The sequence below is a fragment of the Candidatus Liberibacter solanacearum CLso-ZC1 genome, assembly GCF_000183665.1.
Classification (GTDB): Bacteria; Pseudomonadota; Alphaproteobacteria; order Rhizobiales; family Rhizobiaceae; genus Liberibacter; species Liberibacter solanacearum.
Window position 1 is genome coordinate 837,493 of the sequence record NC_014774.1, and the last position, 16,252, is coordinate 853,744.

Genomic DNA, 16,252 nt, shown 5'->3' on the forward strand with positions numbered 1-16,252 from the left:
ATAAAAAGACATATAATATGATGAAAATATTTTTTTAAACCCTTTTTTTAGATAAAAAATATACTAAGAAAGAGAGTTGATACTCATTCTTTTATTTTATATTATTATAGCGTTTTTTATTGTTATGCTTTTGTTAAATTTTAAGATATACGTCTATGAAAATGCATCCTCCTCTGAAGCGATTATTTGTCAATTTTTCTTTACAGCCTAAAGCTCAAGGCAAAGCAAGCGACGCTCAATACCACTATCTTGCCCATGTATTACGTATGAAAGAAAAAGAAAAAGTTCTCATTTTTAATGGTGAAGATGGAGAGTGGATCAGTACTATTTCCTACATAAAAAAAAGCATTTCTTTTAATGTCGAACATCAAACCAGGACTCAAACAAAACCATCTGATTTGCACTATATTTTTTCTCCGATTAAAACAAATCGTCTTGATTATATGATTCAAAAATCAGTTGAAATGGGAGTTTCTGCCATTCGCCCTGTCATCACACGTTACACACAAAACACACATTGTAATGTGAATCGTATGCGAACTTACGCAATCAGCGCCGCAGAACAATGCAATATTATTTCTCTTCCCTCTATACATCCCCCTATTACATTGGACACTCTGTTGGAAGATTGGGATCAAAATCGTCATATTGTTTTTGCTGACGAAACATGTATTCATGAAAATTCAAAAATTCAAGCGATTGCACATATCGTCCATATGGCAGTTCTTATTGGTCCAGAAGGAGGATTCCACCCAAAAGAAAAAGAAAAATTGCATTCACTCCCTTTTGTTACTCCTATTTCGCTAGGTCCAAGAATTTTACGTGCCGATACCGCAGCAGTAGCAGCCATAGCCTTAGTTCAATCTACTTGTGGGGATTGGTATAAAAGGCAACCGTCATTATGTTCTAAACAATCATAATTTGTGCATATGCGCCTATCAATTCAATATTTGCCCGTCTAAGGAATAAACATGATACGCACTTTATCAAGCAATACTATTATAACTTCTACCGATGATTTGGTAGAATACATGGCATCTGGTGTGAAATCACAACAAGATTTTAAAATTGGCACAGAACACGAACATTTCGTTTTTTCACGCTCAGATCATCGCCCTATTCCTTATAGGGGGGAAAAAGGCATTTTGAATCTTTTACATAAGATACAAAAAACGCTTGGTTGGAAAGCTATTATAGATAAAGGCAACCTCATAGGACTCATAAATCCCGCCAATAAAGCTGGAATATCTCTAGAACCAGGAGGTCAATTAGAGGTTTCTAGCGACACTCTGCAAAATGTTCATCAAATAAAAGAAGAAATTTTCTATTATATCAAGGTTCTTAAAGAGGCAACAAAAGATCTTGATCTTGGTGTATTAGGCATTGGCTTTAATCCTAAATGGACATTAGATGAAATACCAATCATGCCTAAATCACGCTATAAGATCATGAAGGAATATATGCCTCAAGTAGGAACCCAGGGTTTAGAGATGATGTTTAGAACTTGTACTACACAAGTAAGCCTTGACTTTTGTAGTGAGCAGGACATGGCGACTAAATTGCGGGTTTCTTTAAAATTACAACCACTTGCTACAGCATTGTTTGCTTCTTCTCCGTTTACAGAAGGACGCCCTAATGGATTTCAATCATGGCGTAGTGAAATATGGCGTCATACTGATAACAATCGTACAGGAATTTTACCTTTTGCTTTTGAGAATAATTATGGTTTTGAAGATTATGCACAATGGGCACTTGATATTCCAATGTATTATGTTCTTCGTGATAATGAATATCATGCATGTACAGATATAAATTTTCGTCAATTTATGAATGGAGCGCTCAAAGGAAGAGTTGAACAATGGCATCCCACAATAGGAGATTGGGAAAATCACTTATCCACCCTATTCCCAGATGTACGCTTGAGAAATTGTCTCGAAATGCGTGGAGCAGATGCTAGTACATCGGAAAAAATTCTCGCTATTACCGCTTTTTGGACAGGGCTACTTTATGACTCATCGGCATTGCAAAATGCAGATGATTTAACGTCTACATGGTCTTTTCATGATGTCAACGATTTGCGCAATATTGTCCCTTCTGAAGGACTAAACGCTAAAATTGACGGTCAATCTTTAAAAAGCATTGCCGCTCAAGTTCTTTCTTTTTCACAGAATGGATTGAAGAACCGTGCTAAAGTGAATTTTCAACGAGAGGATGAAACGATTTTTCTAAAACCGTTAGAAAAAATAATCCATAGCGATCAAAGTTTTTCTGATGAAATACTCACCGCTTATCATGGTAGATGGAATAATTCGGTAGAACCATATTTTGAAGAATATGCTTATTAAAGATTGATTTTTAATGTTTTGAGAGAATCTCTGAAAAAGAAACGGTGTCATAAAAAAATAAAACAGAGATTTTCTGTTTGAAAGGGATGAATAAAAAAAATTTTAATCCACCTTTCTACAGCGAATGACACCTTTAAGATTTTCGACGATATTGTTCTCTATCGGGTAAAACATAACACGTTGGGGATTAACAGGAACAGGAAATAGAAGAGATTTAAATGGAACTTTTTGAAAACCTATTTTAGTATAATAATCAGCATCACCAACGAGCACAACGACTTCTGATCCTTTTGTTCTAGCCCCTTTAATAGCCATCTGTATTAATTTTTTTCCAATTCCTTTGTTTCTGTATAATGGATGTACAACTATAGGTCCAAGCATATATCCTTTTATTTTTTCTATAGAAATCGGCATCATACGCACGGATCCTACAATTTTTTCTCCATCGGCGCACAGAAAAGACAAAGAAAGATCATGCGTTCCCTGTTCACGCAACAACATAGCTGCACGAACAAAACGACCAGGACCAAATGCTTCTGCATGCATGGCACAAATAGTAGAATCGTGATCAGCAGTTTCTGGAAAAAAAATCAAGTTTGTTATCAACGCATACAATCTCACAAAAAATGATATGATAAAAAATTGCTTTTTGTTTTATATTAAACCCTTTGAAATTAAAATATTGACAATATTATCGTCCTGAAGATAGCACTAACGATGCTAAAGAAAATATATTGTCTCATTCAACGCATTGCGTTATACAAAGTTGCAAAGAAACTGTCTATAACTAAAAAATATTTACTAGAAATATCTAAAACAATACTTATGACGATCTAGAACCGAGATACTCTCACTGCTCCTTATTATCACAAATATTTCTAGAGAAATCTTCATGGCGTCATAAAACTATCCGCTACACTTTCAACTGAAGCAAGAGCTACAACTCATGATCTCGTGGTAGAATACGGTTAGGAAGACTGTATCGCAAGCAGAAATACATACCAAAAGAGGCAAACAGAGTGCGACTGAGCATTAAATCTTCTAAACTTGTTGCGTCTCCTCTTTTACCGCGCACAATCTCCTGAGCACCATAAAAAAGTGAGGAGGAAGATAAAATAACAGCATTATTCCTTACTTATAACAGTATAACAAATACTTCTCATATTTTTTTGAAATAGTTGTTATGGATAAAGCATGAATTTTTTCCATTCTCCTGTAATCGTTTCACGAGAAAATACAATACGTTCATGAAGACGATAAGGACGCTCTTCCCAAAATTCCACATATAAAGGACGAATCAAAAAACCAGACCACCAAATAGGACGCGGTATTTCTTGTGAATCATCATAAAGTGCGGAATACTTCTGTACGGACTTTTTTAATATATCAATAGATTCCATCTTCTGTGATTGTTTTGAAGCCCAAGCTCCTATTTGACTGCCCCGAGGACGCGAAGCATAGTAATCATCTGACTTAGATGGACAATAATTTTCTACTAGACCCCGTACACGTAATTGTCGACATAAAGACTTCCAATGAAAACACAAAGACGCTTGGGGATTTTCTTTTATTTCTTGCCCTTTAAAACTTTGCGTATTCGTGAAAAATACAAAACCATTCTTATTGAAATATTTAATAAGAACAACACGTGCATTCGGAAAACCCTTACGATCAGCAGTAGCTAATACCGCAGCATGGGGATCATTGGATTCGCTCGATTCTGCTTTTTTCATCCATTGAGATAAAAGCGTAAAAAAAATCTTCGTCGTTGATAGAGTGATACTGTTGCATAAAACCATAAATTTCCATTTTTTTAGATTAGATGAATATACTAAAAAAATCTATATAGATATTTTATCTCAGTAAGAGAAAATTACTATATATAGTAAACTTGAATATACATACAATGTGTGTAATACATGTTGGGGGGTGGTTTTATGCTACATAGGTTTCTATCCACCCCCAACAAATAAAAACATGATAGTACATACCCTGTTAATAAAATAAATATCAGAAATTTTTTAGGAGTTTTTAAATGCTTGCAGTGGATTCCCTCATGCAAAATAAACGAGGAATTGTTTTTGGTGTTGCCAATAATCGTTCTCTAGCGTGGTCAATTGCTCAGGCATGCCATGATGCAGGTGCAGAAGTAGCCTTAACATGGCAAGGTGATTCTGTTAAGAAACGCATTGAAAGCTTGGTAGATGGCAAAAATTTTTACATGGCAGGAAATTGTAATGTTTCCGAACCTGAAACAATTAATGAAGTATTTAGTAATATAAAAAATAAATGGGGGAATATAGATTTTATTGTTCACGCTGTTGCTTTTTCAGATAAAAGCGAACTCACAGGACCGTATATTAATACAAGTCGCGAAAACTTTCTAAAAACAATGGATATTTCGGTATACTCCTTTACCGCTTTAGCAGCCCACGCAAAACAGTTGATGAACAAAGGCGGAAGCATGTTGACGCTTACTTATCTTGGTGCCGAAAGAGTGATGCCACATTATAACGTGATGGGCCTTGCTAAATCAGCTCTGCAAACTTCTGTTCGATATCTTGCCATGGATTTAGGAAAAGATGATATTCGAGTCAACGCAATATCTGCTGGTCCCGCTAAAACTCTTGCTTCCTCTGCTATTGGAGATTTTAGATATATATTAAAATGGAATCAATATAATTCCCCTCTTCGTCGCAATATTACGCATGATGAAGTAGGTAAAGCAGCTCTTTACATGCTTTCTGATCTTTCTAGTGGTGTGACGGGTGAATGTCATTACGTAGATGCTGGATATCACGTTGTTGGAATGAAAGCAGAAGACGCTCCTGATATCTCCGTCGTATAAATATTTTTGTCCTATAGAATTTTCTACAGGACAATATATCGATAGACCTTTTTTTATAAATGAACCCGATGTATTGATCAATTGGAGACTTAAAAAAAAAATGATTTTAACTATTTCACTTCTCTCTTCAAAAGCAATGATGATATGCAATTCAACACAATATCTGCCGGCTATGCTAAAACCCTTGCTTCCTTTGCAAGAGTTATTATTTTCTTTGCAACAATTCTTTCTTCCTTTGCAACAATTCTTTCTTCCTTTGCAACAATTCTTTCTTCCTTTGCAACAATTCTTTCTTCCTATACTATTGAAAATTTTAGCGATACTCTAAATAGGAATCAATATCATTCCTTCTTTGCCGCAATATTCTCATGATGAAGGAAGGAAAGCAGCTCTTTACATGCTTTCTGATCTTTCTAGCGGTGTGACGGGTGAATATCATGACGTAGTTTGGATATCAGGTTGTTGGAATAAAAGGAGAAGATATTCTTGCGATCTCCGCCGTGTAAAGATTTTTGTCCTATAGAATTCCCTATAGGACAATATATCAATAGACCTTTTTTTATAAATGAACTCGATGTACTTGATCTAGTAAAGACTTAAAAACAAAAATTATTTTAACTATTTTATCCCTCTCTTTAACAGAACACATGATTTTTAATCAAAGCATATTCATGGTATAGGGGTAAGTTGAATGGTTTCTCTAAAATGATCAAACGAAAGTACGTAATGCGGGATTTTTTATTTATTTTAAAAAATGCAATAATACAACTTAATAGAATTATTTTTTTAACACCTTACCTATTTTTCTAATGATTCTATCATCAGGTTAAATGCTGTTTTAATAAGTTGATGAGTTGCTGTTGGAGCATTGGCTTCAACAGTCAAAATATGACGACAACGTCGCGCATGAGGAAAGCCATGAAACAAACCAATCATATGACGCGTAATGTGGGATAATTTTCCCCCTGCTTTGATATGGCGATCAGCATATTTACTCATAGAATCACTAATTTGTTTCCAAAAATCCTTATCTATTGTTTTCTTTTTAGGGGCAGATCCTGTTAAAGGATTCATAAAATATTCATCTACAGAAGCAAGAATAATACTATTTTGGTATGCAGATCGACCGACCATAACACCATCTACATGAGGTAAGACCTGTAAGATTTGCTGCATATTGTCCAAACCACCATTAAGACCGATAAAAAGATCTGGATTTTCCTTTTTGATTTCATAGATAATGTCATAATCAAGCTTTGGAATTTTGCGATTATCTTTGGGGGATAAACCACCGAGTATGGCCTTACGAGCATGGATCCATATCCCTTTTACCCCTGATTGTTTGATAGATTTTATCAAATTTCGCAGAGCAATCGCAGGAATTTGATTATCAACCCCTATACGACACTTAACAGTTACCGGAATAGAAAGAGCATTCTGCATTGCTGCGATACAATCACCAACAGATTCAGGAGTGAGCATGAGACATGCTCCAAAAGATCCCGCATGAACATTAGGTGAAGGGCAACCAACATTGAAATTAATTTCATTATATCCAAAATCTTCAACAATTTTTGCTGACTCAACGAGTTTAGCAATATCAGAACCACCAATTTGCAAAGCAAGGGGCTTTTCTTCAGTACTAAAACCCAAAATATTCTGTCTATTTCCATATAAGATTGCATCAGCAACAATCATTTCTGTATAAAGAATAGCATTATTAGTTAATAACCGAGCAAAAAAACGGTAATGTCGATCAGTCCAATCAACCATTGGAGCGACACTAAAAACCTTAGCTGATCCATGGAGAAGAGAATTGTTTTCTGGAAACTTCTGATCTAATACATATGCCAACATTCCCTCTATTCCTTAAAATTTTAATTAAAAAGCACTTTGTACACCATTTTTTCTCATCAAAAATACTATTTTGTTAGAAAATTGTAACAACATACTACATATCAATTTGTAAACTATTGATAATACGCTACTTTTAAGCCATTTTCTCACACCAAAAACAAGGTGTGAAAATACTATAATTTTCGTTATAGCAATCCCGCACCTTTTAGGTATCAGATTAACACTAACTTTTCAACAATATCCCCGCGCCGAGACAACCCAAAACCCCCTTAACTAAATCAATTAGAAGCTGTATCATTGGTCTCAAATCTATTTATGCTTATCGCTCTTGAAGCTTGGTATGGGGAACAAGAATAATGAACAACATATGTTAATCACCTTATAGCTATTGTTTATAGCATGGCTTTTTTTAGCTTTTCTTGGTGTCTTAATATACGACCATTTCAAAAGAGAATAAGCGAAGACAAAACACATAAAAAACCTCTTTGCAAACGGCAAAACTCCAAGAAGTAGGAGGAAGAATAAGAAATGAATTTTAGTATCGGGTTAAAAACCTATTCGGTTGATTTATCGGAATTAATTAATTTATTTTGTTCAATCAAAGCAGGTAAAGTGAAAAGAATATGACAAAAAAGATGTACGAATTCAAAACATTCATTGGCGTCCTCAATATGAGCTTCACCTTCATGCACAGCTTTATTGCCTGCTAAACGAATGTGATTAGACCACTCATAAAGCTCTCTGGTAATCAAGTTTTGTTCTCTAAGAGATTTTATTTTATTTTTAAGATTTATATTATTACTAAAATCTATGGCTTTTCCTTGATCATCCGTGATATTTTTAATGGCGGTCTCCAATGCGGTACGGCACGCCGAAAGAATAACACTCGCATACCGAGGATTATTTTTGACCATAAGTTCTTTCGCAGAAAGCATATTATTAATAACCTCTTCTGGCCAACCTTGTGCAGATTCAATAAGAATAGTTGGTTTTGGGATAACTGTAAACATACGCTCGTTAATCATAGGTGCGGTGATGATTCGAGGGGCATCTATATGCCTATTAATATTTTGAATATAGTTCTCTTTAATACAGAGCTCTTCGTAAAGCATTTCTTTGAAAAGGAACAACGACAAGTTACCACAGCTCCTACAAGCCCCAACCGCATAAGCAGACAGATCGTCGTCATCTTTTATATATTTGGCAACACCCACATAACTCATATCATAACTCGGCTTTTGTTCATAGCAATGCCCGTACCAGATATCCGAGTCTGAGCTTTCCCAAATTAACATATCGTATCTCCACCAAATGGGAGGAAGAAAAAAATGAATATACAACTTTTAAATCAGGTTAGCGATATTTGCAACTACCATCATGGAAAACCAGATAAAACCCGTGTAGATATCTTAACACTTGTTGGAAGATATGGATCTCATGAGGTCTGTATGGCGTTATTAGAGAACGCTGTTATTATCCATGCCCACCTCCACTTTTTACAAAAATATAAAGACGATCACGAGTTAAAAGAGTTATATCAAAAGTTACAAAGAAGTGGTGATGAATAATTATTCTAATATTCGTAAGTTCGATTTTAGTAACTATAATTCTAATTGAGACTATTAAAGACCGTTGGGATGAATGGAAATGAGTACAAGGAATTAAAAGCCATACGAAAAGACAAGAACCATGAGTAAAGAACTTACAAAACTAGAAAAAGCCAAATTAGCGTTTAATCTCATACTCTTCTTTGGAATTGTTGGGATGATGTGTTGGTGGAAGTGGAAATGACGGTAGGTATCATGATTTATTGTTTCCTTTCAAAATATCTAAGATGTTTTCTCGCCACTTGATGCTTTGGACGATTGATCCTTTAACTTCTCTAGCAAAGATTGCATACGTGAAATTAAGATTTTTAATTGTCTCTTTCCGTAAATGTAATCATCGTTCCAATCATCAGCTTCCCAGGTTTCTTCATCGTCGCAGACCTCACGCAAATGAGAGTTGAGACATCTTACTAACGTATCTACATCCCACTGAGAGTCGTAATTCTCAAATAAAGCTTCAAAGCAATCGCCAAACAGTCGAAGACTGCAATTGTTCTGCAAATTAAAAATGTCATTAGAAACTCTAAGAATAGTATTTAATTTAAAATATAGACCCTTTAAACTACGGTTTTAACCCATTTGAGTAATACTAACACGACCTTCGCAACCACTTAATAAATAAAATTATAGAACTGAAACGGTTATTTGCCAAGAAAAATGGCTTAAAGATTATTCACAGTTATGCCCTAGCCAAGTGATTTAGGGTATCCTATTATGAAGTTAAAGGCTAAATACGTTAAAAGTGAGAGAGCTAGAATGTGAGAAGAGTACAAACCTCTAGCGATAGCTAAGTGGTCATCGAACAAATCAAAGAAGCATCTTAAAATCACCCCCGCCCTTTAAAGGCGGGAATAATTTATTACAACCATAAAGTGTAAGAAAAATGTATCAAATGAAAACTAAAACATTTTTAATAGCATCAACTTTAATCACCAGTGGCTTATTAGCTGGTTGTGATTTGGCGGATGAATCAAATAAGCTTACTCCTGATCAAATCTGTGATGGCATCGTCAAGCTTACTAAAAAAGAACAGGACGAGCTACACATTAAGTTAAAAAAGAAGTACGAAGAACATCTTAAGACAGGTGCGAAAATATATGGTAATTAAATCAAATACGTTAAAAGTGAGAGAGCTAGAATGTGAGAAGAGTACAAACCTCTAGCGATAGCTAAGTGGTCATCGAACAAATCAAAGAAGCATCTTAAAATCACCCCCGCCCTTTAAAGGCGGGAATAATTCAGTCCAACTATAAAGTTATAAGGAAAATGTATCAAATGAAAACTAAAACATTTTTAATAGCATCAACTTTAATCACCAGTGGCTTATTAGCTGGTTGTGATTTGGCGGATGAACCAAAGAAGCTAAATCCTGATCAAATCTGTGATGCCATTTGCAATCTTACTACAAAACAACAGGAAGAACTACAAAGTAAGGTAGATAAGAAATACGAAGAACATCTTAAGACAGGTGCGAAAATATCTAGTGATTAAATCAAAAAAGCCCCTTGAGAAGAATATCAGGGGGCTTTTAAGCAACAAATAAATGGGTGTTAGAAAGAAACATTGTTAAAGCTGATTCTACTGTAGGCGTAAAATCACCTAAATTAAAGATTAAAGAATTTGTAACATGGATGATAGAGAATATAGAACAGTATAGACGATTTCATCCAATAGGTACGAAAGCTAGGTTAGCTATGGAGATGATGTTGTTTCTTGGGTTAAGACGATCGGATGTTATGAGAGTAGGAAAACAACATATTAAAGATGGTTTTTTTCGATCCAAACTAAAAAGAAAGGAACACATGTTACTATACCAATAGCTAGGAAGCCACACAGTACACAGGAAAAGTATTCTTAACATCTCCATCAGGTATAAAGTACGCAAACGAGGAGTCGTTCGTAATATAATATGGTTTAAAAACCAATGTAAAAAAGCAGATTTGCCTAACCAGTGTACAGCACACGGATTAAGAAAAGCGGGAGCGACGATTATGGCGAATGCAGGTGTACGTTCTCATGAATTAATGGCGATGTACGGATGATAGAAACTAGCTATGGCTGAGATATATATACGAAGGAGGTAGATAATAAAAAACTGTCCTCAAATGCTATTGAATTATTGTCAAAAAGCATATAAAAAGTATAAGAGACGTATAAAAAAAAGCGTGAAATCAACAATGTGAAGATGTAAGGTTTAAAGCTTAAGTTATTGACTTTACAGTATTTTTATAAATAATCAATATAGGATTCTATAAACAACACAGTGTTATATTTGATTTTATCTTAGGATAATGATTTTCCAAACCCTTGTTTTGCAATTATTTGATATGTTTTTGTTGGTATTATTCGCAAATTTATCCTCCATCTCATATTAGGATTCATTGGCTATAAAATGGCAAAATTTTTTTGATCCATCTAGATAGCAATATATACACACGGAATACATCACGTGTTAAGAGGAGGTTGAATGCCTTTTATTGAGAATTTTTTCAGTTTTTTTCATCATCAAATATTGACCAAGCCTTCTTTTATGCTTGGTATTATTGTCATGTTAGGGAATATTCTACTTGGCAAAAAGATTATCTTTATTATTTCCTCTACGATTCAAACGATTGTTGGATTCCTTCTCCTGCGGGTAGGAGCTGATATTCTTGTCAATAAATCCAAAGCTATCATTACCAAAATTTCTATCATCCATCATATTGATGGCTTAATTATTGATCCTTATGTTTTTATGTTTTCCTGCATAGCATCTTTAGGAGAAAAATACAGTTTTGTCGGCTATACTGTTTTGATAGCGTTCATGCTAAATATTCTCATGGTTATTCTGCGTCGTTTAACTGGAATTCGAACAATTATACTCAACGGAGAAGTCATGTTTCAACAGGCTGGACTGATTTTCATTTTCTTTCATATAGCCTTACAAACAGATATATGGCAATCCGTCGCCTATTCATCCTGTCTTTTAGCATTATACTGGGGAATAACCTCTAATATATTATATAAACCGACTCAAGAAATAACAAATAATGCTGGTTTTTCTATTGGACATCAACAGCAAGTAGCATCTTGGCTTGCTTATAAAATAGCTCCTTATTTGGGCAATAAATCAGAAAACATTAATTCTCTCAAACTATCCAAATGGCTTCTTTTATTTAATAATTACGTTATTGCTACAGGCATTGTTATGACCCTATTTTGGGGAGTGGCATTATTATCTCTCGGTACTGACGTAATTCAAGAAATGGCTGGAAAAACACACTGGACACTGTATATTTTAGAAACAGGCATGCTCTTTTCTGTCGGTATTGTTATTATTATGCAAGGAGTGTCAATGTTCGTCAAAGAGCTTACTATTTCGTTTAAAGGAATTTCGCAATCTCTTATTCCGGGGGCGATTCTAGCTATTGATTGCTCTGCGATTTATGGATTTGCTCCCAATGCATTAATATGGGGATTTTTGTGGGGAGCCATCGGCCAAATATCAGCAATTTTTATGATGATATTCTTTCGTTTTTCTTTGTTAATTATCCCTGGCTTTATTCCCATGTTTTTTTCTAATGCGACAATAGGAATTTTTGCCAATCATTACGGAGGATGGCGCGCAGCATCTATAATTTGTTTTTTTATGGGAATAATTGAAATTCTTGGTAGTGTTTGGGCTCTTAAACTGGCGAAAACGGATAGTTGGATGGGAATGGCAGATTGGTCTCTTTTAGCACCATTTATTATGCAAGGATTTCAATGGAGTCGCTTTTTCATCATTTTCATTCTCTTATTTGCCATTGTTTATATGTTTCATGCTCGCCGTCAACTCAATCATGAAAAAAGACCTGATTAATCCTCATGATGAATGATATCTTTATTTAAATAATAAAATTTTATATAATTCGCTGCTTAACAAGAGTAAAAAACTGTTGTTAGAGAAATAGGGGCAACATTAGAAGCGATGCTGAGAACAAATGGAATCCTTTTAAATGTTTACACCTTACGTGAAAGTAACACCGAACCACTTCAGTCTTTTTTAGATTTAATTACAATTTTATGTGTAATGAACTAACAAAAACTATTGGCTTAGAATATAATATTACTGATCACATTTTTTCAAAGATATTTATTGGTATGACACCAAAATATTATTTGGGCAATGTATCGCTGGGATATAGATTATAAAAAATAAACTCTCTCATTATCTATGATGAAGGAAAATGAATTTGACAATTTTTATTGTCCTCCCAATCTACTGTTTATGAAATAAAAGCTACCTATAAGATAATAGAGGTAAGTCTTATTGTTTTTTATTCTCGTGATCATCCTCCAAGGATATAGAAGTGCGAAAGATATGATATGAGCGTTCATCTCGTTTGGCTACGCAACGATCTTCGTATTACAGATAACAAGGCACTTTATGCTGCTTGTAAAAATCCAAATGCAAAAGTAATTGCCGTTTTTATTGCCACACCACAACAATGGAACCAACATGGAATGTCGGCACGTCAAGCTACTTTTATCTATGCCACGCTTTTACAAGTACAGCAATCCCTTTCTAAGAGAGGAATTGTTCTCCAATATCACCAATGTTCTCATTTTGATGATGCGATAAAATGGTTAGATGTTTATTGCCAAGAAAAAAAAGTAACCGAACTTTTTTACAATCGCCAATATGAAATTAATGAACATCGTCGTGATCAGGAATTAGAACGACGCCTAAAGAATAGAGTTATTTGTAGAGGATTTGATGACAGTGTTCTTCTTCCACCAGGTAAAATATTCAATCGAGCCTGCGAAATGTACAAGATATATACACCATTTCGCAAAGAATTTATCCAAAATTTAACTCAATCAGATCTGCGTTCTGTTCCAGCCCCTACAATTCGTCAAACTGGACCTGTCATCCTAACAAAAGTTCCTCTATATTTTGATTATCCTTTTCAGGAAGTAGATCCTATTTTCCCTATTGGAGAATACAACGCATTACAGATTTTGCGCAAATTTTGTAAAGAAAAAGTACAATATTATGTTGAACAACGAGATATCCCCGCCATTCAAGGGACGAGTCATTTATCCCCCTATTTATCTATTGGAGCTCTTTCTCCTCGCCAATGTTGGAATAGATTAAATGTAGAATTTTCAGATGTACTTATCAAAACCAATAGCGGTGCTTTTAGTTGGCTTAATGAACTGATATGGCGTGAATTTTATCATCATTTAATTGTGTTTTATCCTTCTTTATGCACGGGCAAACCCTTTATTCAATGGACTGATAAAATAGAGTGGAACAATGACCCACGAGCTTTAGAAGTATGGAAACAAGGTAATACAGGGTTTCCTCTTGTTGATGCAGCAATGCGTCAACTCAATACAATGGGATGGATGCATAATCGTCTACGCATGATCACAGCAAGTTTTTTGGTAAAAGATCTTTTGATAGATTGGCGGATAGGAGAAAAATATTTTATGTCGCAATTATTAGACGGTAATTTAGCGTCAAATAACGGAGGATGGCAATGGGCAGCTTCTACGGGACATGATTCTGTTCCTTACTTTCGTATTTTTAATCCTACTACCCAAGGAAAGCGTTTTGATCCCAAAGGTATTTTTATACGTCAATGGTTACCTGAACTCAAAAATGTTCCTGACCAATACATTCATACTCCCCACAATTGGATTGATAACAAGAATACAATTCATCCTTATCCTCATCCAATAGTTGACCACAAACAAGCTCGTCAACACACTATTAGCAAGTATTCTATCGCCCAAAAACAATCAATAGCATAACAATTTTTTTCCTTTTCCCAAAGAAATAGTAGCCTTTTTATAGCAAAAATATAGCTAAATCAATAATAATTTTATGATCAGTAACATAAAAAATTAAGTTCTTGATAATAAAATGCTTGATTGCTATTATTTGCCATGTCTGCCTCAAGACTATTAAAAAAAATATTTGTATTAATATATTTCAGCATTACAGAAAGAGAAAACATGTTTTTAAGAAATATAATAACTCTTAATAAACAACAGAAAACTTATTTCTTTTATATATCTTCTATATTGATAGGCATATTTTTAGGAACAACAGATTATGTTATTTTTAATGATATAGCAGAAGTTATTGTCAATATTTTCATCCGACTATTTAAATTTATCAGTTTACCATTGATATCCTTATCGTTAATTGTCAGTTTATCGAAATGTATTCCTGAACAGGGTATGATTAGATTGTGGAAAAGAACTGTATTTTACACAATTCTTACTACCATGTTAGCGGCATCTCTTGCCTTATTGATATATAAGATCATCTCTCCGTCTAATATAATTATTAAACCAGATAACACTGTTGCAATGGGCAAAATCAGTTACTTACAGCATCTTGTAAACTTAATTCCAAATAATTTTTTGTCGCCATTTTTGGAAAATCAGGTTATGGGGGTTTTATTAATATCTGGTTCTATAGGTATTGCTATTCATTTTATAACAGATAAAAACATAAAAAATAACGTTATAATATTTTTTGAAGGAATGCATAGTATCTCTTTAACGATTACTCGATGGATTATGAGAATCATTCCTATTGCTATGAGTGGTTTTGTTGCTGTCACGATTTTACAATTTAAACAGGGATTGAATATCTCAGGATTAGGAGAATATTTATCGATCATCATATTATCTAATCTGATACAAGGTATCGTTATTTTGCCAATTATACTATATATCAATGGCCATAATCCTTTAAAGATAATCAAAGGAATGTTCCCTGCATTGGTTATTGCTTTTTTTTCCAAATCCTCAACGGGAACGTTGCCTGCAACGATGCGATGTGCCGAACAAAATCTTAATGTTTCTCCGCAAGTAAGTCGTTCTATATTACCTTTTTGTACCTCTATTAATATGAATGGTTGTGCTGCTTTTATATTAATAACGGTAGTTTATGTCATGCAAAATAACGGTATAGAAATGAGTTTGGGAAACATGTTTTCATGGGTTTTGGTTGCGACTATATCTGCACTTGGCAATGCAGGCGTACCTATGGGGTGTTTTTTTCTAAGCGCAAGTTTGTTAACAAATATGGGCATACCTATCAATATCATGAGTATAATCCTGCCATTTTATAGTATAGTAGACATGTTAGAAACATCATTAAACGTTTGGTCGGATTCTTGTGTAACCGTCATAGTAAATAAGGATTACTCCGATTCATCTCATCAGAATAATAACAGTATTGAACAAAGTGGTGTTGAACAATAGCATGGTCAAGACTCTTTATAATACTATCAATCCTAATCAAGATAATATTGATTTGCCAGTGTTTTCTTTATACTATTCCGTACTTTTGTCAAATTATCACTAACCATTCAATAACAATTCTCCCCTCTTCAATCTTCTCCTCTTAATACAAAATACAAGACCTTCGAGCTTCCTTCCTAGCAACAAAAGCTATATTTGGCATTCAAAAAAACGCTCTTCTCATCCCTCTAGATGTTTAGAGAGTATTCAAAGATATAATGATAGTCCTTACTTCCAGCGGGACATCAATACGCTTACAATCACAGAGTATAAAAATATTGCATTCCATTAACTCAAAGCAATGAAAC

The 16,252-nt window shown here is 34.4% G+C and carries 15 protein-coding genes; 11 read left to right on the top strand and 4 right to left on the bottom strand.

Annotated elements, in window-relative coordinates; genetic code table 11:
- The first annotated feature begins 155 nt into the window (after positions 1–155).
- Together CKC_RS03830 and CKC_RS03835 are read left to right on the top strand one after the other, a co-directional pair.
- The gene (locus tag CKC_RS03830) at positions 156–920 is read left to right on the top strand and encodes a 16S rRNA (uracil(1498)-N(3))-methyltransferase (protein ID WP_013462202.1); all 765 of its coding nucleotides are present in this window, start codon (positions 156–158) and stop codon (positions 918–920) included.
- 51 nt (positions 921–971) lie between these two features.
- Positions 972–2,345 (top strand): glutamate--cysteine ligase, encoded by a 1,374-nt coding sequence (locus CKC_RS03835; protein WP_013462203.1) that lies wholly within the window; start codon positions 972–974, stop codon positions 2,343–2,345.
- 102 nt (positions 2,346–2,447) lie between these two features.
- On the opposite strand, the gene CKC_RS03840 is transcribed toward CKC_RS03835, so the two are convergent.
- Together CKC_RS03840 and pdxH are read right to left on the bottom strand one after the other, a co-directional pair.
- Complete coding sequence (locus CKC_RS03840; protein WP_244391941.1) at positions 2,448–2,939, bottom strand: GNAT family N-acetyltransferase; 492 nt, start codon at positions 2,937–2,939, stop codon at positions 2,448–2,450.
- A 587-nt stretch (positions 2,940–3,526) separates the two neighbouring features.
- Positions 3,527–4,144, bottom strand: a complete 618-nt coding sequence (gene pdxH, locus CKC_RS03845) for a pyridoxamine 5'-phosphate oxidase (protein ID WP_013462205.1) — start codon at positions 4,142–4,144, stop codon at positions 3,527–3,529.
- A gap of 236 nt (positions 4,145–4,380) precedes the next feature.
- Here pdxH and fabI point away from each other — a divergent pair, with 236 nt between their 5' ends.
- Together fabI and CKC_RS03855 are read left to right on the top strand one after the other, a co-directional pair.
- Positions 4,381–5,193, top strand: coding sequence for an enoyl-ACP reductase FabI (fabI, locus tag CKC_RS03850; RefSeq protein WP_013462206.1), 813 nt, complete (start codon positions 4,381–4,383; stop codon positions 5,191–5,193).
- Positions 5,194–5,337: 144 nt separating this feature from the next.
- The gene (locus CKC_RS03855) at positions 5,338–5,565 is read left to right on the top strand and encodes a hypothetical protein (protein ID WP_143827775.1); all 228 of its coding nucleotides are present in this window, start codon (positions 5,338–5,340) and stop codon (positions 5,563–5,565) included.
- Between the two features lie 426 nt (positions 5,566–5,991).
- Here the strand turns inward: CKC_RS03855 and dusA are convergent, their stop codons facing one another.
- Entirely contained in the window at positions 5,992–7,050 is a 1,059-nt protein-coding gene (gene dusA / locus CKC_RS03860; protein ID WP_013462209.1) for a tRNA dihydrouridine(20/20a) synthase DusA, read from the bottom strand.
- A 554-nt stretch (positions 7,051–7,604) separates the two neighbouring features.
- Entirely contained in the window at positions 7,605–8,345 is a 741-nt protein-coding gene (locus tag CKC_RS05835) for a DUF4145 domain-containing protein (RefSeq protein WP_013462210.1), read from the bottom strand.
- A gap of 33 nt (positions 8,346–8,378) precedes the next feature.
- Here CKC_RS05835 and CKC_RS03875 point away from each other — a divergent pair, with 33 nt between their 5' ends.
- The 7 genes from CKC_RS03875 (at position 8,379) to CKC_RS03910 (ending at position 15,905) form a co-directional block, all read left to right on the top strand.
- Complete coding sequence (locus CKC_RS03875; RefSeq protein WP_013462211.1) at positions 8,379–8,618, top strand: hypothetical protein; 240 nt, start codon at positions 8,379–8,381, stop codon at positions 8,616–8,618.
- Between the two features lie 931 nt (positions 8,619–9,549).
- On the top strand, positions 9,550–9,765 hold the full coding sequence (locus CKC_RS03885) for an SEC-dependent effector SDE5640 (protein WP_044054347.1): 216 nt from the start codon (positions 9,550–9,552) through the stop codon (positions 9,763–9,765).
- Positions 9,766–9,932: 167 nt separating this feature from the next.
- Positions 9,933–10,148, top strand: coding sequence for an SEC-dependent effector SDE5640 (locus tag CKC_RS03890; protein WP_013462215.1), 216 nt, complete (start codon positions 9,933–9,935; stop codon positions 10,146–10,148).
- 56 nt (positions 10,149–10,204) lie between these two features.
- Complete coding sequence (locus tag CKC_RS05840) at positions 10,205–10,477, top strand: site-specific integrase (RefSeq protein WP_013462216.1); 273 nt, start codon at positions 10,205–10,207, stop codon at positions 10,475–10,477.
- Between the two features lie 647 nt (positions 10,478–11,124).
- Positions 11,125–12,498: a PTS ascorbate transporter subunit IIC gene (ulaA, locus tag CKC_RS03900; RefSeq protein WP_013462217.1), complete on the top strand. Its 1,374-nt coding sequence runs from the start codon at positions 11,125–11,127 to the stop codon at positions 12,496–12,498.
- A 506-nt stretch (positions 12,499–13,004) separates the two neighbouring features.
- Positions 13,005–14,438: a deoxyribodipyrimidine photo-lyase gene (gene phrB, locus CKC_RS03905; RefSeq protein ID WP_013462218.1), complete on the top strand. Its 1,434-nt coding sequence runs from the start codon at positions 13,005–13,007 to the stop codon at positions 14,436–14,438.
- Between the two features lie 204 nt (positions 14,439–14,642).
- Positions 14,643–15,905 carry a dicarboxylate/amino acid:cation symporter gene (locus tag CKC_RS03910; protein WP_013462220.1) on the top strand — a complete coding sequence of 421 codons (1,263 nt, stop codon included), beginning with the start codon at positions 14,643–14,645 and terminating at the stop codon, positions 15,903–15,905.
- Positions 15,906–16,252: the final 347 nt, after the last annotated feature.